The 23,414-nt window shown below is 36.1% G+C and carries 24 protein-coding genes; 5 read left to right on the top strand and 19 right to left on the bottom strand.

Going from position 1 to position 23,414, the window contains the following annotated elements; genetic code table 11:
• Window position 1 precedes the first annotated feature (1 nt).
• From LF886_RS20755 to mqo, 3 genes are all read right to left on the bottom strand, one after another.
• The gene (locus tag LF886_RS20755; RefSeq protein WP_236851424.1) at window positions 2-868 is read right to left on the bottom strand and encodes an AadS family aminoglycoside 6-adenylyltransferase; all 867 of its coding nucleotides are present in this window, start codon (window positions 866-868) and stop codon (window positions 2-4) included.
• A 1-nt stretch (window position 869) separates the two neighbouring features.
• Window positions 870-1,271, bottom strand: coding sequence for a hypothetical protein (locus tag LF886_RS20760; protein WP_124530798.1), 402 nt, complete (start codon window positions 1,269-1,271; stop codon window positions 870-872).
• Between the two features lie 64 nt (window positions 1,272-1,335).
• Window positions 1,336-2,841: a malate dehydrogenase (quinone) gene (gene mqo, locus LF886_RS20765; protein WP_236851425.1), complete on the bottom strand. Its 1,506-nt coding sequence runs from the start codon at window positions 2,839-2,841 to the stop codon at window positions 1,336-1,338.
• 512 nt (window positions 2,842-3,353) lie between these two features.
• Here mqo and LF886_RS20770 point away from each other — a divergent pair.
• The 3 genes from LF886_RS20770 to LF886_RS20780 are packed head-to-tail and all read left to right on the top strand — an operon-like array spanning window position 3,354 to window position 6,072.
• Window positions 3,354-4,457 (top strand): hypothetical protein, encoded by a 1,104-nt coding sequence (locus tag LF886_RS20770; protein ID WP_236851426.1) that lies wholly within the window; start codon window positions 3,354-3,356, stop codon window positions 4,455-4,457.
• Window positions 4,458-4,468: 11 nt separating this feature from the next.
• Entirely contained in the window at window positions 4,469-5,290 is an 822-nt protein-coding gene (locus LF886_RS20775; RefSeq protein WP_236851427.1) for a hypothetical protein, read from the top strand.
• A gap of 11 nt (window positions 5,291-5,301) precedes the next feature.
• Window positions 5,302-6,072: a hypothetical protein gene (locus tag LF886_RS20780; protein WP_236851428.1), complete on the top strand. Its 771-nt coding sequence runs from the start codon at window positions 5,302-5,304 to the stop codon at window positions 6,070-6,072.
• Between the two features lie 78 nt (window positions 6,073-6,150).
• Here LF886_RS20780 and LF886_RS20785 read toward each other — a convergent pair whose 3' ends face one another.
• Window positions 6,151-7,191: an NAD(P)H-dependent glycerol-3-phosphate dehydrogenase gene (locus LF886_RS20785; protein ID WP_236854343.1), complete on the bottom strand. Its 1,041-nt coding sequence runs from the start codon at window positions 7,189-7,191 to the stop codon at window positions 6,151-6,153.
• Between the two features lie 225 nt (window positions 7,192-7,416).
• Here LF886_RS20785 and LF886_RS20790 point away from each other — a divergent pair, with 225 nt between their 5' ends.
• Window positions 7,417-8,445, top strand: a complete 1,029-nt coding sequence (locus tag LF886_RS20790) for a M23 family metallopeptidase (RefSeq protein ID WP_236851429.1) — start codon at window positions 7,417-7,419, stop codon at window positions 8,443-8,445.
• Between the two features lie 219 nt (window positions 8,446-8,664).
• Here LF886_RS20790 and LF886_RS20795 read toward each other — a convergent pair whose 3' ends face one another.
• The 5 genes from LF886_RS20795 to LF886_RS20815 form a co-directional block, all read right to left on the bottom strand.
• On the bottom strand, window positions 8,665-9,837 hold the full coding sequence (locus LF886_RS20795; RefSeq protein WP_236851430.1) for an MBL fold metallo-hydrolase: 1,173 nt from the start codon (window positions 9,835-9,837) through the stop codon (window positions 8,665-8,667).
• Window positions 9,838-9,853: 16 nt separating this feature from the next.
• Window positions 9,854-10,507 (bottom strand): NAD(P)-dependent oxidoreductase, encoded by a 654-nt coding sequence (locus LF886_RS20800; protein ID WP_236851431.1) that lies wholly within the window; start codon window positions 10,505-10,507, stop codon window positions 9,854-9,856.
• A 59-nt stretch (window positions 10,508-10,566) separates the two neighbouring features.
• Window positions 10,567-10,977, bottom strand: coding sequence for an Rrf2 family transcriptional regulator (locus LF886_RS20805; protein ID WP_236851432.1), 411 nt, complete (start codon window positions 10,975-10,977; stop codon window positions 10,567-10,569).
• 65 nt (window positions 10,978-11,042) lie between these two features.
• A complete protein-coding gene (locus LF886_RS20810; RefSeq protein ID WP_236851433.1) occupies window positions 11,043-11,993 on the bottom strand; it encodes a hypothetical protein in 951 nt (316 codons plus the stop codon).
• A gap of 135 nt (window positions 11,994-12,128) precedes the next feature.
• Window positions 12,129-12,563 (bottom strand): FKBP-type peptidyl-prolyl cis-trans isomerase, encoded by a 435-nt coding sequence (locus tag LF886_RS20815; protein ID WP_236851434.1) that lies wholly within the window; start codon window positions 12,561-12,563, stop codon window positions 12,129-12,131.
• A gap of 226 nt (window positions 12,564-12,789) precedes the next feature.
• Here LF886_RS20815 and LF886_RS20820 point away from each other — a divergent pair, with 226 nt between their 5' ends.
• On the top strand, window positions 12,790-13,797 hold the full coding sequence (locus tag LF886_RS20820; RefSeq protein ID WP_236851435.1) for a catalase: 1,008 nt from the start codon (window positions 12,790-12,792) through the stop codon (window positions 13,795-13,797).
• A gap of 123 nt (window positions 13,798-13,920) precedes the next feature.
• Here LF886_RS20820 and LF886_RS20825 read toward each other — a convergent pair whose 3' ends face one another.
• The 10 genes from LF886_RS20825 to LF886_RS20870 form a co-directional block, all read right to left on the bottom strand.
• On the bottom strand, window positions 13,921-15,309 hold the full coding sequence (locus LF886_RS20825) for a T9SS type A sorting domain-containing protein (RefSeq protein ID WP_236851436.1): 1,389 nt from the start codon (window positions 15,307-15,309) through the stop codon (window positions 13,921-13,923).
• 168 nt (window positions 15,310-15,477) lie between these two features.
• Window positions 15,478-15,891, bottom strand: coding sequence for a nuclear transport factor 2 family protein (locus tag LF886_RS20830; RefSeq protein WP_236851437.1), 414 nt, complete (start codon window positions 15,889-15,891; stop codon window positions 15,478-15,480).
• A 3-nt stretch (window positions 15,892-15,894) separates the two neighbouring features.
• The gene (locus LF886_RS20835; protein WP_236851438.1) at window positions 15,895-16,422 is read right to left on the bottom strand and encodes a TetR/AcrR family transcriptional regulator; all 528 of its coding nucleotides are present in this window, start codon (window positions 16,420-16,422) and stop codon (window positions 15,895-15,897) included.
• Between the two features lie 367 nt (window positions 16,423-16,789).
• Window positions 16,790-17,827, bottom strand: a complete 1,038-nt coding sequence (locus tag LF886_RS20840) for a TerC/Alx family metal homeostasis membrane protein (RefSeq protein ID WP_103233655.1) — start codon at window positions 17,825-17,827, stop codon at window positions 16,790-16,792.
• Between the two features lie 85 nt (window positions 17,828-17,912).
• Window positions 17,913-18,521 carry a TerD family protein gene (locus LF886_RS20845; protein ID WP_236851439.1) on the bottom strand — a complete coding sequence of 203 codons (609 nt, stop codon included), beginning with the start codon at window positions 18,519-18,521 and terminating at the stop codon, window positions 17,913-17,915.
• A gap of 80 nt (window positions 18,522-18,601) precedes the next feature.
• Window positions 18,602-19,549 carry a hypothetical protein gene (locus tag LF886_RS20850; protein WP_236851440.1) on the bottom strand — a complete coding sequence of 316 codons (948 nt, stop codon included), beginning with the start codon at window positions 19,547-19,549 and terminating at the stop codon, window positions 18,602-18,604.
• A 16-nt stretch (window positions 19,550-19,565) separates the two neighbouring features.
• A complete protein-coding gene (locus LF886_RS20855; protein WP_236851441.1) occupies window positions 19,566-20,741 on the bottom strand; it encodes a toxic anion resistance protein in 1,176 nt (391 codons plus the stop codon).
• Window positions 20,742-20,743: 2 nt separating this feature from the next.
• Window positions 20,744-21,301: a TerD family protein gene (locus LF886_RS20860; RefSeq protein WP_124530814.1), complete on the bottom strand. Its 558-nt coding sequence runs from the start codon at window positions 21,299-21,301 to the stop codon at window positions 20,744-20,746.
• Window positions 21,291-22,115 carry a phosphoribosyltransferase family protein gene (locus LF886_RS20865; RefSeq protein WP_236851442.1) on the bottom strand — a complete coding sequence of 275 codons (825 nt, stop codon included), beginning with the start codon at window positions 22,113-22,115 and terminating at the stop codon, window positions 21,291-21,293. The genes LF886_RS20860 and LF886_RS20865 overlap by 11 nt, the downstream gene beginning before the upstream one ends.
• An 8-nt stretch (window positions 22,116-22,123) precedes the next feature.
• On the bottom strand, window positions 22,124-22,792 hold the full coding sequence (locus LF886_RS20870; RefSeq protein WP_236851443.1) for an HAD family hydrolase: 669 nt from the start codon (window positions 22,790-22,792) through the stop codon (window positions 22,124-22,126).
• Window positions 22,793-23,414: the final 622 nt, after the last annotated feature.

A 23,414-nucleotide genomic window follows, 5' to 3' on the forward strand; every position in this document is an offset into this window, starting at 1 on the left:
ATTAAGATATTGCCTGTATTTCGGTAAGATAATTTCTGATATCAGCTTCCAGCTTTGCCGGATAGGTTAAATTAAGTTTTTCTGCTAAAGAAGTTCCCAGTTCATGTACCAGATCAGCATAACCAAACAAAGCTTTCCAGTTCTCATCAATATCACTTCCGGAGAAGGTGGCTTCAATTCTATTCCATAGATCTGAGGGCAGATATTTTTTGAAAAGCCTTCCGTGTTTGTTCGTTGTTATATGATTCCAGTCATGATTGCTTGCAATATGCCATTCTATCAAAGGAACAAGATAATCTGTTCGTAAAACATTCTCAGACATAAATTTGGCATAAAAAATATCTCCACGCTTAAGACATTTTGCCACATAGGTGGTATCCCACCAGAAATCATTCATCAGCTGTTGAAACTTTTTTTCCGTTGGTTTCTGAATCATGATTGACTGGTACGTTGGGGGCTTCAGGTTTTTGGTCAGATTATCTTTATCTATTAAAACTTTATAGCCTACGTCCCAATCTTCAGGAAGGTTTTTCTCATTCACTTCTCCAATAAAGTCTGATACCTGATACAGTTTAAAATCAACTTTAATATGGTCTTTATACAAAACCATTTTCATAGCATGCTTTCCCTCAAAAACATGGTCATCTTCCTCAATCATAGAAATGGGATACCCAAAAAGCTGGATCCATTCATTCCCGGATTCATAAGATGCTCTGTTTTCAAATACAAGCTCTATATCAAGATCACTTAAATCGTCTACAGGAGCATAAGGGTTTACCAATGAACTTGTAAGGAGCACAGCACGGATATCAGGATTGTTTTCAGCCCAATGAATAATCTGTTCCAGCTTTTCTTCCCTTACTTTCATATTAATAAGATTCTGATATTTTCACACGATAAACGTCTGACGAATTTCTTTTGATTGATTCTACAAAAAAACCTCCCTCTTCGGGAATAACCTCTTTTAAGTCAAAGCTTTTACAGTCTCTCGGAAGCCCTGAAAATATTAGGGTAAACCAAAAGTCTTTCATAAAAGGAACCGGTGTCCAATACGGAGAGATGGATATATTTTCGGCATGAATCATCTTACTTCTATGCTCAGACTGCTTGTCAAAAAGATAGGTTGAATGCCAGATCCTGATCAGATTCCCTAAAAACGGAGATGCCGGGAAACAGCAATGTACAATAACCTGCTTCTCCTCTTCTATTTTCGTCTGAAGAGATTCCAGGATTTCCTTTGCAATAACAGGTTTTACAATTATTTCTTCCACCTTTTTACTAATAATAAATAATGAACAATGAGTATTACAGACTACTCATTGTTCATTACTGATGTTAATATTCTAATTCTAATTTTTCTTTTGTATAATTTCTTACTTCATTGGTCAATTCAGGATTTCCTGCTAATCTTTGTCCATAAGAAGGAATCATTTCAAGCAGTTTTCCTTTCCATTCCCCATTAAGTTTTTCCGGGAAACATTTCTCAAGAACATTCAACATTGCATATACTGCAGTGGATGCACCCGGTGAAGCTCCCAATAGAGAAGCAATAGTCCCGGTCTTGTTTACCACGACCTCGGTTCCGAACTCTAGCTTTCCTCCTTCCTTTTCATCTTTTTTGATGATCTGAACTCTCTGCCCTGCTACTTTCAATTCCCAATCTTCTTCCTTAGCATCTTTGATGAATTCTCTTAAATGCTGCATTCTCTGAGATTTTGTCATGGCAACCTGCTGAATCAGATATTTCGTCAGAGGGATATTATGCCACCATGCACCAAATAGAGATTTTAAGTTTTTCGTGTTGACACTTTCAGGAAGGTCAAGGTAACTTCCTTCTCTCAGGAATTTGGTGGAGAATCCTGCAAAAGGTCCGAAAAGAAGGGCTTTTTCGCCATCAATGATTCTAAGGTCAAGGTGTGGTACAGACATCGGAGGAGCATCTACCGTGGCTTGTGTATATACTTTAGCCTGGTGTTTTTCTACCAGCTCCTGATTATGGCTTACCAGCCACTGTCCTGAAACCGGAAAACCTCCATAGCCTTCACTTTCTTTAATATCTGAACTGTCTAACAGCGGGAGTGCATATCCTCCTGCACCGATAAATACAAAATCAGCTACCACTTCTTGTTTGTGGCTGTGGATTCTGTCTTTTACCTTCATTTCCCATTGACCATTTTCTCTAGGATTCACATCCTTTACTTCGTGGTACAAGAAAACCTCTACATTGGAATCTTCCAGAAGGTGTCTTCCCATTTTTCTTGTCAGTGTTCCAAAGTTTACGTCTGTCCCCATATCCATCTTCGTTGCTGCCATTACTTCAGATTGATTTCTTTTACTCATCACCAGAGGAATCCATTCTCTCAGTTTCTCGTGATCTGTTGAGAATTCCATTCCTGAAAAAAGAACAGAATCTGCCATTTTATCGTGGCGTTTTTTAAGATATTCAGCATCTTTTTCTCCAAATACCAGGCTCATATGCGGGCAGGAATTGATAAATTCTTTGGGTTCCTGGATATATCCTTTGGTAAGTAGATAAGCCCAGAACTGTTTTGAGATTTCAAATTGTTCCGCAATGCTTTCTGCCTTGGAGATATCAATAGACCCGTCTGGTTTTTCGGGGGTATAATTTAGCTCACAAAAAGCGGAGTGCCCTGTTCCGGCGTTGTTCCATGCTGCTGTACTTTCTTTGGCAAATCTTCCTAGCCTTTCGAATATAGCGATTTCAAGATTTGGATCAAATTCATGAAGCAGTGTTGCTAAAGTGGCGCTCATGATCCCGCCGCCTATCAGTACAACGTCATATTTAGGTTTCGGTGTTCTGCTTGTAAGCGATTGTGACATAACTTTTAAATTTTACTTCAAATTTCGGGAAAAGTTTTAAAAACCGGAACGCGTTTAACGATTTTAACATGTTATTTTTTGTTTCTAAAATACTTCTTGAGTACACAACAAAAAACCATGGAAAATTTCAATATAGAATCATTGAAATGATTGATAACAGTAAGATTTTCATTAAAAAAATATTAAAATTTCACTTTTTTTAATTCACTAATTGGTAAATAATTAATTCACTTTTGACTGTTAAAATTTCATAAAATTTTAAGTTTATTTAAGTTCACAGCAATAAATACCGTAACCATAAACCTTTACAGCATTATAATTTATCAACCATAAGTGATTAACAATTACATAAGATGTAAAAAAAATCACATTATATTGATAAATACTCAAATTAATCGATATAAATCTATATGCAAACCATAAAATAGTTGTTTTTTTTACGTACCTTTCAATTAAATTAATACATATTCTAATAAGTATTTAATTAAAATTATTTCATAAACATACTAAAGATGAAAATTATTATCTTCTTGGGTACATTGTTTGCGACAGCGACATTTGCCCAGAGCGGAAGTGTAGGAATCAACACGTCCACTCCAGACCCCAGTGCCATACTGCACATTGAAAACTTTAGCGGAACTCCAGCCACTGCAACTGCTACTATTTCAGGAGGAGCAGTTACCGGTATTACAATCAACAACGGAGGAAGCGGCTATACCTCAACACCAACAGTCAATTTTTATGGAGGAGGACCTGTTGTAAGCGGAGGCTCTAAAGCACGTGCTACGGCTACTCTTTCAGGAGGAGTCATTACTGGCATTACGATCAACAACGGAGGAAGCGGTTATACAGCAGCTCCTACAGTAGTAGTTTCGGGTGGTAATAAAGGAATGCTATTTCCCAATCTGAATCTTGCCAATCTAAGCAGCACAACTACCCCGGTTGCCTCCCCTGCCAATGGACTTATTGGATTTAATGGCGGAACTAACAGCAATAACAAAGCCCTGCATGTTTTCAATGGTACAACCAACTCATGGCAGAGTACAATTGATGCCCAAAATACACCGAAGATAGCTTACCTTGATTTTACAGGTTCTTTATCTGCGTTGGATAATGCTGTGGCAGGTGCCAGCACCCAGCTTCTGGTAAATAATCCAGCAGTTTCCGGGGTGTCAAACATCAGTGGATTTAAAGTACTTCCGAACACTTCAGGAGGATATTCTTTGATTCTTCCACAGGGAAATTATTTGGTAGAGGTAAATCTGAATCTAAACTCTCCTCAGGAAGTCCCTGCAGGAGTAAACAGCACTGCTCCGCTTTCAGGAAGCACTTATTATCTGATGGGATATTTTATTGATTTCATCAACGATAGCTATAATAATACAACGAATGTCTTTACAGGAGGAAGTGCCACCAGAAAAGAAGTCCCTATTGTTTCAAAAGTAAGTACCAACCACCTTGCTACCTGGTCTTTTTATTATACTGTTCCTACTAATGCGAATGCAAATATCATCGGAGGACTAAGATTAAATCTGGGAAGAATGCAAAACAGTACATTCTACGATCTTGTGAATGTAATCCCGGCCGGATCTTATATTAAAATATCTCAGCTTTAAAAACAATGAATATGAAAAAAAGTTATATCCTGCTATTATTGATCATAGCACAGACCATATATGCACAGGTTGCTATCGGGAAATCCACAGTTACCAATTCTGCTGTTCTGGATGTATCCTCATCAACCAATAAGGGAGTTCTTCTTCCAAGAGTGGACATTGTAGATGTACTGAGCAGTACTTCTCCGGTAAATAACCCGACAGAAGGACTTGTTGTATACAATAAAGGAAATTCTATCAGCCCAGGTGTTTATATCTGGAAAAACAATATGTGGACACTACTATCTGACACTTATAATCTGGTAAGCTATATGATGCTTCAGCGAACCACAGACTATGCTGTATTAGGAGGTCTCGCCAACGGTACTTATAAAAACTTCAATGATGCAGCATTTACTGTTGTATCCAATGATATTGGAGCTTTATATAATACTTCTAATGGAGTGATTACTCTTCCCGGAAATAGCGGCTATCTGATGAATGTATGTCTGAATATCAGAACAGCTCTTGAAACTGCAACAGCTGGAATCGGAGGAACTCAAGTTCATCTGCATCAGTATCTGGTAAAATTGATAGATCCTGTGAGTGGAACTCAGTATGGTAAAACAATCAGTATCAATGCACAATCTATTGCCAGCAATAAAACGCACACTCTGAATATGAGTTTTTCGTTTGTGACGACTTCATCATCCCCTATACTTTTAGTACCTGCCATTGCTCATGATGCAGGAGGAACCTATCAGAATGGATCCGGAGGAGCTGTTCCTAATAATGGAGAGATCATTATTACCAATGCGAAAGTTGACATTCAAAGATCAGCACTTAACCAATAATTAAAAACACAATGAAAACATATATTTATATTGTCTGCATGATACTTTTTAGCGCTTACACAAACGCACAAGTTGGTATCAATACAAGCACTCCTAATACAAGCAGTGTTCTGGACATCAATTCTTCGAACAAAGGGGTTCTTTTCCCACAATATGATCTTGTTGTTCTTAACAGTACTTCTACTCCTATAGCTAATCCGACAGACGGACTTATTATCTACAATAGCGGAGGTGCTTCCACGTTCCCGAAAGGATATTACGTATGGGTTAGGAATCAATGGCAGCGTACCCTTATTGCAGGAAGTGAACCCCAGATCATGTCTTTGCTTATAGGTTCAGGAACATTAATTCCAACCGGAAGTACCAATAATACATTGGGTAGTTTTACAGTAACATCCAATAAAATTACCGGAGCATCCCTTGGTGCAGATAATTCAACCATTACCCTACCGGCAGGAACGTATATTGTTCGCTATTCCGTGGATGCAAGTAACGCTAATAACAATAACGGTACAGCTAATACACAGTATCTTGGCCAAAATTTTACTTGTACAAGATCTTATCTGATTAATACCAGTACCAGCGCAACGATTACGGAAACCAACAGAATGTGTCAGTTATCCAGCTCTTTTACCTTTTTTCAGGGAAGTTATTTTTTAACACTGGCCTCCCCAACTACTATTCGTCAGAAGTTTGAATTTGATGCAGGAAACGGTTTTACAGCCAGTACTCTTAATGTCAGATCATCACTATCACTAGTGATTACTAAGATGGGTCAATAAAAAAGCTCAAGCATTAGAAATGCTTAAGCTTAATAATTTATATTCAAACAGGGCTTTAATTACAAAGCTCTGTTTTTTTTAATTCAATTTTGCAGTCAGTTTTTTAAACTGTTTTTCAGCATTTTTACCTTCATAAAGGATTGCATATACTGCATCTATAATTGGGAGTTTAAGATTTTTCTGTTTTGCCGTCTTGTAGATAGAATCTGCAGCATAATATCCTTCTGCCACCATATTCATAGACTGAATCGCTGACTTCACAGTATATCCCTTTCCAATAAGATTTCCAAGGTTTCTGTTTCTTGAGAAAAGTGAATAAGCCGTTACCAAAAGGTCACCCAGATAAGCACTTTCATTCACATCTCTAGGCGCTTCATAGATAGCTTCCAGGAAAGTTTCCATTTCACGGATCGCATTGGAAACAAAAACAGCCGTAAAGTTATCTCCATAGCCTAATCCGCTTGCGATTCCCGCTCCAATTGCAAAAATATTTTTAAGAATAGCACTGTATTCATTCCCTAAGATATCTTTACTTGTCTGTACCTTGATAAAGTCTGAACTGAAAATACCTTCCAGCTTTTCTGCAGTTTCATCTTCTACCGTTGCAATAGTAAGATAAGAAAGTCTTTCCATAGCAACCTCTTCTGCATGACAAGGTCCGGCAATAACCGCCTGATTTCTGAAACCAATTTTAAATTCATCGCGCAGATAATGGGCTACAACATCATTTACTTTAGGAATAATCCCTTTAATTGCAGAAATAAAAATTTTATCTGAGTATTCACAAGTCATTTTATCCAGCGTATCAGACAGGTAGATAGATGGCGTTGCCAAAACAATAACATCGCAGGCAGAAACCAGTTCATTGATATCTGTTGTCAGTTTTAAGCTCTTAAGATTAAAATGAGCAGCGGTAAGATAAGTCGGATTGTGTCCGCGAAGTTCAATGGCTCCTTTTACAAATTCACTTCTTACACACCAGTGTACGACTTTGCAATTTTCAACAAGCATTTTTACGATTGCGGTTGCAAAACTTCCGCTCCCTACAACTCCTACAGAAATATCCTTTTTATTCTTTTTTGGATTCGAAGATTCTGAAATAATTTTCTTTTTAGCCATAATTGGAATGTGAAGTGCAAAGATATTAAAACAAAGACGTAACGGAGGCTTTGAAACTATGATAAAAGCCATTTTTTGAAAAAATTAACACTTCAGCACAATTAAATAGCTAATTAACCGTTAAATACAAAAAAAACTGAATTTTAACTAAAAATAACCTGTAAAGACTATTTTTAATTAAATTTGCAGCTTCAAAACCGTTTTAATTTTACTAACAGAAGAAATATGAAAAAATTTCTAAGCAGCAAGAAGAACGTAAACATTCTCCTGGGAGGACTTTTACTAGTAGTTTTTGCACAAGGTGTCTTCATTGCGAAGCTCTTTTCTGAAAGAGACGACAAAACCTACGAAGTCAATCTTGTAAAAATAAACACTGAAAAAGATAGTGTAGATTATCTAAAAATGAAAACTGATCTTACTCTCGTAGATCAGACAGTTGCTCAACTCAACTCCTTCCTGAAGTCCAAAGACATTACCAACGAAAAACTGATGATGCTCGACCAGGACAGTATTTCAAATTCTATTTATCTTTCCAAACAGGCAAACCGGTACAGCCAATATCTGATGGATCTTCAGAAAAAACTGATGCAGGTTCCATTAGGTATGCCTACAGACGGATATATTTCCTCCAATTTCGGAGTGAGAAAAAATCCGATTCCGTTCAAAACTGTTTTCGCTTCGGTAAAAACGAGTGCAGCAACGGAAGCTAAACCAGCAGTTGCTGTGGCTTCAAAACCTGAAGTAAAAGCTGAACCTGTTGAGAAAATTATCGAACTTACAGACAGCTATGGAAATAAGAGAGAAGTAAAAGTAATGGTTACTCCCAAAGCGGCTCCTGTGGCTGCTGCCTCTGCTCCTGTCACTACAAAAACGACTGCCGGAACTACAACAACCAAAACTGCCGTTGCTGAAAAAAATAATCCACCTGCTGAAGCCGATCAGATGCAATTCCACAAAGGGCTGGATATTGCTGTTGCCTATGGTTCTGATGTAAGAGCTGCGGCTGCCGGAACAATTATTTTTTCCGGACAGAAGGGTGGCTATGGAAACTGCGTGATTGTTTCTCACGGAAACGGATTGGCTACGCTCTACGGACACTTATCACAGCTTGTATCTAAAGTAAATGATAAAGTAAAAGTAGGTCAGGTGATTGCTAAATCCGGAAATTCAGGGCGTTCTACAGGTCCTCATCTTCATTATGAAGTACACAAAAACAATACTCCGATTAATCCGAAATTGTTTATGAATCTATAAAACAAAAGGCTGTTCAATGTGAACAGCCTTCTTTATTCAAGATAAGAATGAAAATCTATGGAAACTTTTAAACCATTAAGGGGCTTATTAAGTTTTTAAGAATATTAAGAAGAGCTTCGCTTTAAGTTGATTTTCCTTAATGCAACTTCAGTTCTTCAAAATCTTAAAGGTTCAAAATAAAAACGGCCATCACACGACAGCCGTTTTCTTATTTCTGTATTATTTTATAATTTTCAAGGTTCCTTTTGGATGGGTAAATGTACCATCCGGACCTGCAATATTTGAGTAAATAATATTTTTATTATAATCCTGTATATGGGTTACATTGAAACCAAGATGAGGCTCATGCCAATACACCATAAAAACATTCTTTGCTACTTCTACAGCTGTATATTCTACAGTATCTGTACTGTTTTTTGAACTTCCGGCTGTCCCTTTAAAGGTCATTGTTTTGTTATCCTTAAAATCCAGAATGAATTTTACGGCTCCAAAATCTACTTCAACCTGATGCCCGATTGCTGGATATGGTGATTTTAAATCCCAATCCATTTCTTTAAGGAAAACCTTTACTCCCATTTCCAATTCTTCTTTTCCTGGCAGATTCGGATATTTTTTAACCATAAAATCTACAATGGCAGGTGAAGTTTTATTTTCAGTTACCGCTTGTTTATAGTTTTCCAGATAGCTTTTCACAAAATCAAGTGATTGGGGTGATGTAGACAATTCTGCAAAATGGGAAGCAATCACCTGATTCGGATTCAATGCTTTCATAGCATCAATCTGTCCTATCCATTGATCAATCGCTTTTACACTCTGTGTATCTGCCATCCAAAGATGAGATCCTACTGAAACTGAAATTCCCCCTGCAATGGTTTTAATAGATGGGATCCAAAGAAAACTGTGCGCCGGGTCTTCAGGGTTTTGTCTGATCTCAATTTTGTTTCCTTCAAGATCAGGAATAGAAAAAGCGGCTTCAGGAATGATGATCTCTGATGGAGCATCTGCTTTTAATTGTGGTTTCCACACTCCCATTTTCTCATCTTTTGAAGCTGAAATCAGGTAAGCTGTCTGAGCTGTTGAGATAATCTTTGCATTGGGGAAAGCTTTTTTGATCACATCTAACCCGAAATAGAAATCAGGATCGCTGTGAGAAATAAAAACTGTTTTCAGGTTTTTTCCTGTCGCTTTTATTTCTTTCACAAGCTGCTCTGCATACTGTTTCTGAAACTGGGCATCAATGAGAATGGCATCTTTATCTCCATAAATAATGGTGGAAGTGATCGGAAAAATAGCTTTGGTTCCCGGATTATACACTTTCACTTTGAGGTTACCTGCAAATATGCTGATAAAACTCAACAGCGTCAATATCGACAATAATTTCTTTTGTATCATTTTGTTCTTTTATCTATTAGTAAGCTGCTGTAAAACGTTCACGGATGTGGTTGTTCTGCTCCAGTTCATCTACCAAAGCTACTGCTACATCTTCTACAGACAGACGGCTTCTTCCGTTTTCATCAAATACCGGAGTTTCTAATGACGTTCTGTATTTCCCTGTTCTTTCCCCTACATTGGCCTGGTTCATTTCTATGGCAGGGCTGAAGAATGTCCAATCCAAAGTATTATTTTCTTTGATTTTGTTTAAATAATCTCTCGCTGCTGTTGCACCTGGTTTGTAAGCTTCCGGGAAATCTGGAGTATCCACGATTTGTACATTATCCGGTGTGTAAAGACTTCCTGCTCCACCTACTACGATCAATCTTTTTACTCCTGCTGCTTCTACTGCTTTTTGAATATTCTCAGAACCATTCAGAAAATCGTTGTAAAGATTAGGGTTCGTCCATCCTGCATTGAAGGTACTGATTACAGCATCGCTTCCTTTTAATGCTTCAGCCAATTCATCTACATTGTTCACATCAATGCTTTTTGCTGTTACATTTTCCTTTGTATCTACTTTTGACGCATCTCTTACTAATGCTTCTACAGCATATCCTCTGTCTGCTAATTCTGATACTACATGTGTTCCTACAAATCCGGTTGCACCGATTACTGCTACTTTTTTCATAATGTTTTATTTTTAATTAAATTGTAATAAATCTTGTTACATTTAGAGTTAAAAAATTTTTATTCGAACTGGTCAGCGAATTCCTGCAATGACTTGTCTCCTAAAAAGTTTACCACCAAACGATCTGTTTCTTCAAATAATGTATTTAAATGAATGTTAATTTCCTTTCCAACACTGCATGCCGGATTGGGATTCTGATTTTTCTTTCCTAATACTTCAGTATTTTTTACTGCTTTATAGATCTCAGAAATTGTAATCACATCAGCATTCTTTGCAATCTGACTGCCTCCTTCTTTTCCCTGTCTGCTGATAATCAGACCTGCTTCTTTCAATACGCTGATCTCCTTTCGGACAATCACCGGATTTACATTGATACTACCGGCTACCCATTCGGAAGTAAGCCATTCCTGAGGGCTCTTTGCCAATAATGTCATTATATGTACTGCCGTAGCAAATCTTGTATTGTTCATTGTAATTACTTGGCAAAGATACACATTTTTTAAATGTAACAAAATTTATTACAGTTAATTTTTTCTTAAAGGATTAATTTGTCCAGATCAAGCAACAAATAATTGATGTTCTGATTGATGGTACGTGTTGCCGACTGCATCTGATTGAGCATAGCAGCACGGTTATGAAGATCATCTGCTCTGTAAAAGCCTCCGTCACTGAAAATAACAGACTTATCTGCGATTTCTTTTACATCATCAAACTGATAGTGAAGCCATCTCGATTTCATATTTCCAATAATGGAATGTTCTTCCCTGTTGGAAAACTTTTTCTCAGTATACATATACCAGATAAAAGGTGGAAAATTGGGAGATTCTAATTTTTCTTTCCAAATATCTCTTAAAAGATTTCTCTGATGGATAAACTCAACTTTTTTCCCTTTGGGATTAAGGGTTGCCAAACCAAACCCAGCTCCCAAAATACCTCCTCCGATACCTATTGCATTATCCCACCCGTCACTTTTAACGATTCCTCCTGCTATGGAAGAAGCCGCACCGGCAATGATGGAATATAAAATCAGTTTATTATTTCTTGATGAGTTCAGGTTATCCACATAGTTTCCAATCTGTGCAACTCTTTCTCCTTCACAATCGAACTCTGCTGCTACGGCATCCAGCTCTGTTAAAGCAATAGTAATTCTGCTGTTGATTTTCGTCTTCAGCTGCAATATTTTCACCTGAGATGTCAGCGAAGAATCTTTTTTAAGTTCGATGATCTTATGAACGTCCTCCAGATTGTTCAACGCATTTAAAATTAAAATGCTCTGATCGCTAAACATTTCTTTAAGATCTTTATTCGCTATTAAAATAGAGTCCGAATTATAAGATGGAAGTTTGTTGTTGTAATTATACTTAAAAGGAGCCTTACAGTAGCTGTCTTTTAGGGTAAGAATATTCTGCTGGATAGCCTGATTCTTTTTGGAAACACAGGATACCAGTAAGCCCACCATAGCGAAAAGGTAAAAGAGTTTTTTCATTCAGTCATATTTTTGTGTTAGCAGGATCCATTGCAGAACAGATCTCTCCATTTTACAATTGATCTATACGAAGATAGTACAAATAAAAAAATTTACCTGAAATCAGGTAAATTTTTAATCTATTTTTAAGAAGGATTATTTAATATCCAGCAATTCAACTTCGAAAACAAGCGTACTGTTTGGCCCGATCTCTTTGCTGATTTCCTGATCTCCATACGCTAAATGTGGAGGAATAATCAGTCTCCATTTGCTTCCAACAGACATCAGCTGAAGTGCTTCTGTCCAACCTGAAATCACTCTGTTTAAAGGGAAAGATGCAGGAGTTCCTCTTTTTACAGAGCTGTCGAATACTTTACCGGAAATAGTCGTTCCGTGATAGTGGCATTTTACAGTAGATTTAGGTCCTGGTTTCTGGCCATCCCCTTCTGTAATGATTTCATACTGTAAGCCGCTAGGTAACTGCACAACGCTTTCTCTTTTACCATACTCTACCATATATTCTTTACCATCATTCAGGTTTTTCTCTGCCAATTCTTTTTTACGTTTAAATAACATATCTGCTACTCCCATATTATAATTTTTTTACAAAGATAAGATTTGTTGCCGGAAGTAAGAAGCGAGAATTATTAAACATTAAAAATCAATAACTTAAATAAGTTATTGATCAAAATAAGGCGCCCATATTTGTATACTTTTCGTGATTCAAAGTCTCTTTATCAACAAAATTCAAATAATTGTAATACTTGCTTAACACAGATTCCGAAACTTGGCGTTATAATTGGATTTTAAAAACTAAATGCCAAATCCATTAAAATATAATAAGAAGTTTGATGAACTAAATGAGGAGGAAAAAAAACTTCTGGAGATCAATAAAAAAACAATAGCGGATTTTGTTGAGCAATCCTCTTCTATAAGTGACGTCAATTATGCTACCCGGAATGCTCATGCAAAAACGTATGCGGTAGCAAAGGGTACATTCTGGATTGAACCGGATATCCCTGAATCATTACAGCCTTTTTTTGATAATGAAAAATTCGACCTGACCATAAGATTTTCTAATGCTCAGCTGAAAATTAAAAATTCTAAAAAAGATATTCCTGCCTACGGATTTGCCGTACAGATCAGGGATGAAAACAGCGTATTACTTGCCAATTACCCTTTGGTGAATTTTCCTTTATTTCCGGTAAATTCGGTTTCTACTTTCCTAAAACTGTTTACAGCAATTAACCGGTTTTATATGAAACAATGGAGAAGTTTGTTTCCGATGTTTATTCAGCTGGTCAAAATGATTCCAACTCTTTGTACAGTTGATTTTATCCGTCATAGTATACAACTGATGGGCAAAAGAAATGATTTTATCCTGTCGTTCGATTACTATTCTGTAGGCGCTTACCGTCTGGGAGATCAAGTTATCAAAATAAAACTATGCCCAAAGTCTGTAGATAAAAATACAGGCAGAAAGCAAAATATAAAAGATTCGTTAAAAGATTATCTTCAGACTCATGAATTTGAAGCAGATGTGATGATCCAGATTTGTTATGACCTGAAAGATCAGCCGATCAATAAATTGAATGTAGAATGGAAAAATTCTCCTTTTATTAAGATTGGCGAGGTTAGAATCAATAAAGATTCGCTCCTGGATTCGCGCAACTGTACCAATGAACTTCTTTCATTCAATCCTTTTGAAAGTAAAATCTTTTTCCAGCCTGTAGGAAAAATACAGAAACTGCGTGATGAAGTTTATAAAGTATCTGTGCAGACGAGAAGAAAGATCAATAAATTACTTCATGGTAAAGGAGGCTAGCATAAAGATAAATTATAATTATAAATTTTTGAATACAGGGCTACAAAAATTGTTGGATATAGCCCGATCAAATAAAAAAGGAACAGTTCTTAAACCGCTCCTTTTCTAATATTTATTAAATTATTACTTTTCAGTTTTAATTAATTTTCTTGTGATTATAGTGCCTTTGGCATCTTCTACTTTAACCCAATATATACCTTCTGGTAAGGATTGTACATTAATGCTATTACTATCAGCATAGGAACCGACTAATCTTCCTTCTTCACTATAGATTTTCACTGTTTTAATTCCTGATAGATTTTGGATTTTAAATAACTTTCCTGTAGGATTTGGATACAATATTATTTCTTCATTTTTTTTACTATTTTCTCCTACTTGCAATGTCATAGTTGTAGGACATGAAATGGCTGTAGGTATGATTTTTTCATTATTGGTACCATTTCCAAGCTGGCCTGCGCTATTGTCTCCCCAAGACCAAAGTGAACCATCTGTTTTTAGGGCTAATGTATGATTATAACCCCCAACTACACTTTTCCAATTACTATCTGTACCTATTTGTATAGGTGTCATTTTAGTAAGATATGTACCATCACCTAATTGTGCTGTCATGTTATCTCCCCAGGCCCAAAGTGTTCCGTTATTTTTTATGCCCAGTGAATGATTCACTCCGGCGATGATACTTTTCCAATCAGACGCAGTTCCTATTGGGGTAGGTACAATTTTGTCTGTACTCGTACCATCACCTAATTTTCCACTGTTATTGTATCCCCAGGCCCAAATTGTACCGTCTGTTTTTAATGCAAGAGTATGATTAGCTCCAACTGATATGCTTTTCCAGTTCGTATCTGTTCCTATCTGAACGGGAACTTTTTTCCCAATTGTAGTACCATCTCCCAATTGTCCTGTAGCATTAAACCCCCAAGCCCAAAGTGTTCCATCTGTTTTAAGTGCAATACTGTGAAATGCTCCGACTGCAACGGCTTTCCAATTGATATCTGTTCCTATTTGAATATAATTATTTTGGTCCGTCAGCGTTCCATCACCTAACTGCCCAAAAGTATTATTTCCCTTGGCCCAAAGCGTTCCATCTGTTCGTATAGTTAAAATATGCACCCCCGGAGCCACACTTTTTAAATTTGCAGCACTCCCGATCTCTATAGGACTGGTTATATTTTCATTGGTTGTACTCACGAGTATTCCCATAAAATTACTTCCCCATCCCCAGAGCGAATCATCAGATTTTATAGCCAGAACATAATCTTCTGCAGGAGTTGATATGATACTTTTCCAGTTAGCATTTCCAATCTGAACCGGGCTTGTTTTATAAACATTGGTTCCATCACCCAATTGTCCATACCAATTACTTCCCCAAGTCCAGAGAGTTCCGTCATTTTTTAAGCCGACAGAATTCCATCTTCCAGTAGAGATTTCTTTCCAACATTGGGAAAAAGCCAGAAAAGGCATAAGTAAAAAAAGTAAGAATACTTTTTCGATTGATCGATTTTTTCTCATTTGTATTTAAGTTTTGTATCCAAATCCTCCTTCTAACGAAAGAAAAATTCAGATGATTATTAGTTTATATATAGAATTATTAACCTAATTTTTTTGGTAAATATAAAACAAGAAAATGAATTTTCATCATAAAAAAAGACTGTTACAATGACAGCCTTTTTTTACTTTTTATTTAAATTTTCGATCTTCTTCTTTTATAGCCAGATCATTGATGCTTGCATATCTTTTTGCCATCAGTCCGTTTTCATCAAATTCCCAGTTCTCATTTCCATAAGCTCTGAACCAATTACCGTCTTTTGTCTGATATTCATACTCAAAACGAACAGCAATGCGGTTATCGGTGTGTGCCCAGTATTCTTTTTTAAGCTTATAATTGAATTCTTTCGCCCATTTTTTCTGCAGAAATACTACAATATTTTCCCTTCCATTCACGAAAGTATCTCTGTTTCTCCATTCGCTGTCGATCGTGTAAGCTTTAGAAACCTTTTCGGGATCCTGATTGTTCCAGGCGTCTTCTGCCAGTTGAATTTTTTCCATTGCCGTTTCAAGTGTGAAAGGTGGAAGTGGGTGTTTCTGTTCCATAACTTATTGTATTAAATTGGTGGCTATTTTTTTTGATTTTTCAATCAGTTCATTGGATTTGAAAAGCTGGCTTTCTATAATACTGCTCTCAAAAAGCATATAAATATGATCAGAAAGAGTATCATCATTCAGTATTTCTAAAAAGTAGTTTCTGAGATCTGTTTTATGGGATTGGATAACCTTCAGGATTTTAATATTATCCATCGGTATTTCCGACAAAATGTTCAGAAAACTACACCCCCTGAAGCTCTCTTTTTCATTCATATACACAAGGAAATCGAAAGCTTTTATGGTTTTAGACCTTATCTCTGTTTCCTGCGATACAAAATTGTTAAGCTCTTTAAACCAATACTCATGTCTTACTTTCAGAAATTCTACACACAAGTCTTCTTTGGATTTAAAATGCTGATAGAAACTTGCTCTGGCTACTTCTGCTTCGGAAATAATCTGGTTGATTCCGGTAGAATTATAACCTTGCCTGGCGAACAATTGAAAGGTAGTTTCTATTATTCTTTCTCTTGGAGATTTCATATTGCTTTTCTTTTACATAACAAATGTATGAAAAAAAACAATGAACAGACTGATCTGTCTGTTTTTATTTTTAAAATAATAATTTTGGAAAACGCAAAGGCGCAAAAATCTTATAAAAATAATGTGGTAAGGCGCAAGGATTTTATCTCCGATAAAATTTAATACTGCCAACTATGATTCTTGATAAAACCGACAATTAAAAGGTAACCTTACTGAAAATCTTTGATTTTCTTACGCCTTAAAGCAGCATAATACTTATAACCTTTGCGTCTTTGCGTTTTCTAACAAAAAGAATTCTTAAGTCATAAAAAAACCTCCAGGAATTAATCCCAGAGGCTTTTCATATATTTTAAATATTTTATTTTTCTTACAATTCTTCTTTTTTCTCTTCTTCTTTTTCAGGGAAGATGATGGATAAAAGAACCGAGATCACCAATACTCCTCCTACGATTCCCAACGAAACCGGAGATGTAATATGAATCCAAGGTGCAATAAGCATTTTAACCCCGATGAAGGATAAAATAATGGCCAATCCATAAGGAAGTTTGCTGAACATATGGATAAAGTTCGCCAACAGGAAGTATAATGATCTCAATCCTAAAATAGCGAAGATATTCGATGTATAAAGGATGAATGGATCATTTGAAATCGCAAAGATCGCCGGAATGGAATCTACTGCAAAAAGAACGTCTGTAAACTCAATAACCCCAACCACTACTAAAAGCGGTGTTGCCATTTTGATCCCGTTTTGAACAGTGAAGAATTTATCCCCATCATAATTATCGGAAACTTTCCAGAAACTCTTGATCAATCTTGCTCCTGCTGTATTGCTGTAATCTTCGTCATCATCATCACCTCCATCGCCCCAGGATTTGATCCCGGCATACACAAGGAACAGACCGAAAAGAGCCATTACTATATTGATCTGTACTGCTTTTCCGAAAATATTCATTTCAGGAAGATACGTCAGGTTAATCAATCCTACTCCTGCAAAAATAAATATTGCTCTGAAGATCAATGCTCCAATAATACCCCAGAAAAGAACTTTATGGTGAAGGAATTTCGGTACTTTAAAGAATCCGAAAACCAGAATAAATACAAATAAGTTATCTACTGAAAGGGCCTTTTCAATCCAATAAGCAGCCTGGTACTGTGTAAATTTCTCCACAGCCACTGCATGACTTTCAGGTGATCCGTCTGTATTGAATACCCAATACACCACCCCTGAAAATATCATGGAAAGTGAGATCCATACGATAGACCAGATGGTAGCTTCTTTGGAAGAGACTTCATGACTTTTTTTATTAAATACCCCTAAGTCCAGGAGCAGCATGATAACAACTGTTATCGCGAATCCCCACACCAGACCTGGGTGCAGTTCTAAAATACTTTGATGTTTATCCACTTGAGTTATGTTATTATATGATAAAAGCAATAGATGTACAGAGTACAAATATTGCTATTTTATTTATCTTTTGATTGTCAATTGATTATAGGTAATTCATCTGTACTGTCTGAATCGTCTGCTCCAGCTTTCTATCTGCTGTAGGATCTCCGACGGCATTGAATTTCCATTCCCCATTTCTCTTATAGAAAACTCCCATTACCATGGCAACATGTCCGTTGAAAGAAGCATCATTTGCAATATCATATTTTGCAAAAACCTCTCTTACATTGGTAGGTGTTCCCTCATAAATACGGATAGAAGCAAAAGGAATTGTACCAAAATCCTGACCTTTGTAGCTGTTCAGCACCATTGCCACATGTTCTACATTGGGCTCCAGCTGGCTGAAATCAACAGTGATTACTTCGTTATCCAATCCATCATCTCCGTCTACATCTCCGGTAAGGTCATCTCCACTGTGTTTTACAGATCCATTTTTGGATTTAAGATTTCCAAAATAGATTACTTCCGTAACATTTTTGTTTGAATCATATAAAATACAGCTTCCGTCTAAGTCTACTGCTTCTTTTTTGGTTCCGAAAAATCCTTTCTTTTCGATTGCTCCCCAGTTGATTCCTACACAAGCTTGGGAAAGCTCAGCTCCATTTTCTTTTTTAAGGTTGATTCTCTGACCTTTTTGTAAGTTGATAGCCATCTTTTTATGTTTAGTTGTTATTTACTTTTTGCAAAGGCTAAGCTGCCAATTTGTGATTGTACTTTTTGCAATTTTGCCTTCTAGTTATTATTCAAATTCAAATTAAGCATTGCGCGCAGAATATTCGTTTCTTCATCGAAATCAAATATTTTGCTCATAATATCTATATTTTCCAGGTTTCTGATATAGTCTTTCAAAACGGCTTCCACCTCGGCTGGTAACGTACGTTTTCTTTCGTTCATACTATGTTCCAGCACATCATTTTTAGTTCTCAGCTGATCGATAATGGAACTCTGGTTAGACTGATTTTCAGAAATATCCAGCTTATCCAATTCTTTGTCGAAAAGATACAATTTCTTTTCGTCTACACTGAAAATAAAATAATCGTCAGACTGAAAGACCCTGAAGAGTTCATAATCGCGGTTCCCAATAAGGTAACCGCAAACAAAACGGACTTTAAATCCTTGTATATTCAATCTCCCTAACAGTTTTCTTTCAATGGCGTAGTCTTTATACTGATAGGCAGGAAAAGAACCGGACTGCAAAAGAGATTCATCGGCTTCCGTTCTGTAAAATTCCTGAGCATATTTTTTATGAAAATACAGAACATTCTCCCAATTGGCAGTAAAAATATCTTCTGTAAGATCTTTGTATAAAGTTTTCAGATGTTGGGAAAATACACCGCTGTACATTTTCCTGTCGGTCTGAAAGCTGTCTACGCGTCTTTCTTCAAAACCTGAAATATATTTATTGTTGATGTTAATTTCATTAATGACAGCCAGCATATCATTTTCCTTTTGCCTTTTTATCTTCGTCAAAAGTTCTATGAGACTGTCGGTATACTGCAGGTGGAAAAGTTCCAGTTTATTATAATCTAAAGCCGTATTTTCCTGGAACAGATTGTGGATAATATCGGTTTTGATGTAAATCGATATTATGTCAATATATTCAAAAAAATTCGCGAGAAGCTTAAGTTTTGTTAATCTTCTTTTGCTTTGCGATAATATGGTTGCTGCATCATCCCCCACCTTGGTATCCTATAAATTAACCTCTGACATTCGCTTTAAGTTCATGCTCCAATGTCTGAAGATCCTGATCCAGTTTTCGTCTGTTATCGGCTCCCTGTTTCTGGATTTGTTTCACTTCATTCAATGTATTGATAAGCATTGATGTTGTTTCTCTCAATGTTTCTACTGAAACGATAGTCTGCTCGTTCGCTCTGGCAACATTCACTGAATTCTGACCAAGACGCTCAGCATTCTTTCTTAGAATCTCTTCTGTAGTAGAAGACACTTTCTGCTGAATTTCAATATTCTGCTGCTGTCTGTACATCGCCACAGCAAGGGAAAGCTGGTTTTTCCATACAGGAAGCGTAGTGGTAAGAATCGTCTGTGCTTTTTCAGCAATAGAAACGTTGTTATTCTGTACCAGTCTGATCTGTGGAAGCGACTGCATCATAATCACACGCACCACTTTAAGATCAGCCATTCTTCTGTCTAGCCTTGCGATGAAATCTCTCTTATCTGCAATCTGGTAATCCTGAAAATTCTGAGGACTGGCTTCCATTTGAGTAAGCTCAACGGCTGCTCTTTCCATTCTGATATTTCCTGCAATCACAAGACTTTCGATCTGCTTGATAGAATTCACATTACTTTCAAAAATAGTCTGAAGAACAGCATTATCTTTTGTAGAAGTAATGATTCCTGCATTTACTTTATAGGAGATCTGCTCAATATTATTGATGATCTTGTCATATTTTGTAAATAAGTTTTCCACCTGAGTGATCACCTTTTTCATGAAAGGTAATTTGCTCAGGAAGCTTTTCACTTTATTTCCGTTAAGCTCTTCTACATCTACATAGTTAAGCTCTACTAAAAGATCATTGATAAGCCCGCCTACTTCTCCTGAGTTTGATCTTCTCACATTTCCTAAGAAGCTGTCACTCTGGTTTGTTAACGTTTTCTGAAGCTCTGCCCCGAAATTCACAATCGAACCTGGGTTGGCTTCGTCAATAGAGTTCGCAAGAACTTCATATTTCTCACGTTCTTCTGACTGCATCTGAGTCAGATTTACATTTCCTTCTCTGTCCACAAGAACTGCCGGGGCTGCATTTTGTACAGGCTGGGCTGGAGTTGGGGGAACCATTGGAGTAGGTTCAAATGTTTTAAGAGGTTCTATTGATCCTAGTGGATCTATGGGTTGATTTTCCTGATTGTCCATGATTACTTTTGATAAATTGATACAAATTTGTCAAGGCCGTCTCTCTGTCCTGCACCTACAGCCTCAAATTTCCATTCTCCGTTTCTGTTGTAGATTCTTCCGAATTCTACTGCCGTTTCGATTGAGAAATCTTCGTCCAGTTCATATTTTAAGATCTCTTCATTCGTATCTGTATTGAAAATTCTGATGAAAGAATTTCTTACCTGTCCAAAGTTTTGTTTTCTCGCATCTGCATCGTGAATCGTTACTACTACTGTAATTTCTTTGATGGCATCGTCAATTTTCGTAAGATCAATTTTGATCTGCTCATCATCACCTGTTCCTTCTCCTGTAAGGTTATCACCTGTGTGAATCACAGACTTGTCCGGAGACTCAAGGTTGTTATAGAAAATAAAGTGGTTATCTGAAACTAATTTTTTGTCGTCACCCAGCAAAAATAAAGATGCATCAAGGTCGAAAGCAGTTCCTGTAGAAGTGTTATTGATATCCCATCCTAAACCTACAGTAAATTTAGGTGCGTTAATATTTTCTCTTTGTCCTTTTTGTAAGTTAATAGCCATAATATAATTCCGTTTGTGTTAAAGTATTGATGTTATTTTCGTATTCTTTTATTAAATGATAATTGTTGCTGATGGCCAGCTCCAAAAGCAGGTCCATCTGTTCTTTTTTTACTTTAGACGTAAGATAATCAAAATTACTTGAATCCAGGCCTAAAATATATTTCACAATCCTTGTATTGAACTGAAAACTGTCTTTATTCATCACTTCTGCAACGTGTTTTACATTCTGTACTGCATAATAATTAAAAAAGTTTTCGATCTTAGGATCAAGGTCAAAATTCATCAGTTCTGCGTAATACAGGAACATAAAGTCTGCTTCCACGCTATATTCATCCAGAATCCTGTTGACTGTATATTCATGACTTCCCGTGATTTTTATATCGTCTATAAAAATACAAAGTTTTCCTCTTAAAAAATCTTTATCGATATAATAAGTATCATTGGCAATCAGATTTTTACGATCTTCAAAATTAAGGTTGCCATAATCTGTTATATACGTGTGATTTCTATTGATTTTGGATAAAACACTTGATTTTTTTCCTTTTTGAAACATATAGAAATCCAAATACTTCTTAAAGTAAAAGCATAAAAAATTGGAAGCCGTAGGAATAGCCATATAAGGGCTTGGAAGCACTACAATCTCTTTATCACTCTGTAAAAGTGCTTCGTTTTCGGAAATAAATCCGTCGAATAATTCTTTTGCAAATTTTTCAGCATACGACTTATCGCCATACTTGAAATAGCTGTATTCTGCAGGTGAGAAGCTAAATTCATCTGCCGAATGAATGTGGTGTAAGCTGTATCTTGTATTCATGTTTATTTTTAGTGTTTAAGTAAATGTGCACTGAAACCGAAGTTTTTTGCCCCTTGATAGTCGGCAACCGGATTGTCTCCGATATGCAAAATTTGATGCAGTGGCAAATCCTGGTCTTTGATCTTATTCTTCACTTCCTGAAAAATAAGCGGGTTCGGTTTGGAACAGTTGATTTCATCAGAATAAATATGAAAATCAATGTACTGATCAAGGTTTTCATGAATCAGAAATTTTCTCATTGTTTTTCCTTTGATAAATCCTGTGTTGCTTAAAATATTAATGGTCTTTCCCTGGTTTTTGATATCCTCAAAAAAATCATGAATATTTTCAAAAATTACAACCGGTCTATATTCCAGAAATAAGTCTTCACTCTTTACATAAAACTCATTGAGTTTTTCTTTATTCAACTCTTTTATATCTACATTCAAAGAACCAAGAATCATCAGATAGATCTCAAATGTATCTATATTTCCTCCTGTCACCTCATTGATTGTATTACAAAGATCATCATAATATTTTACGGTTTTCGCAACCTCCTCTATTGGTTTGTCTACATTAAAAAACGAGGAGAACAGCTCAACTCTTTTTGCTTTAAATTCAGGATGAGATTTGATTAAGGTGAGCCACAGGTCAAAAGAAAAATGACAGTGGTTATGGATGTCGATATCTGTTTTCAATAGGTTTTAAGTTAAAAGTTTTATTTAGCTTTCTTGAAAAAGATTTAATTTTTTTAATCATCAACAAGTGTTTAAATACTATTCTTCCCAAAGATAAAATTTTTATCATAAATGCATTACGTTAGTTCTGTGTTTTAAGATATTTTTATGAAAATTGATGAATTTCACAGACTCTCAGAAGATGATTGATGAACCGTTTAATTTCCTTTCACAAAAAAATAGTTGCAAAAATTCTTTGGAAATCAAAAAAAATTATAATTTCGCAACCGATTAACAATCAACAATGTCAACAAAAATGATAAATATTATAACTTTAAGCAATCCTGTCAGAGCTGTGTTCTTTGGCAGCACTGAATATTTATCTGAATAGTTCTATAGATCTTTTATACCCAAAAATATATTGAAGACCTATCTATTCAGATAGGTCTTTTTTGTTGCCTTATTTCAGACTTTAACAATTCAAACAACTTCTGTTATTTGTTAAGATCTCTGAAAATTTTTCTCAACTCAAAATACAAAAAAATGTTTTACCGGTTTTATCAAACCGGAGTCTATTTTGTGTTCATTATTTTCAGAACCTTTTCAAAATACAGATCTAAAAATCAACAATTTAAATCAAACA

This window comes from Chryseobacterium sp. MEBOG07 (assembly GCF_021869745.1).
GTDB lineage: Bacteria > Bacteroidota > Bacteroidia > Flavobacteriales > Weeksellaceae > Chryseobacterium > Chryseobacterium viscerum.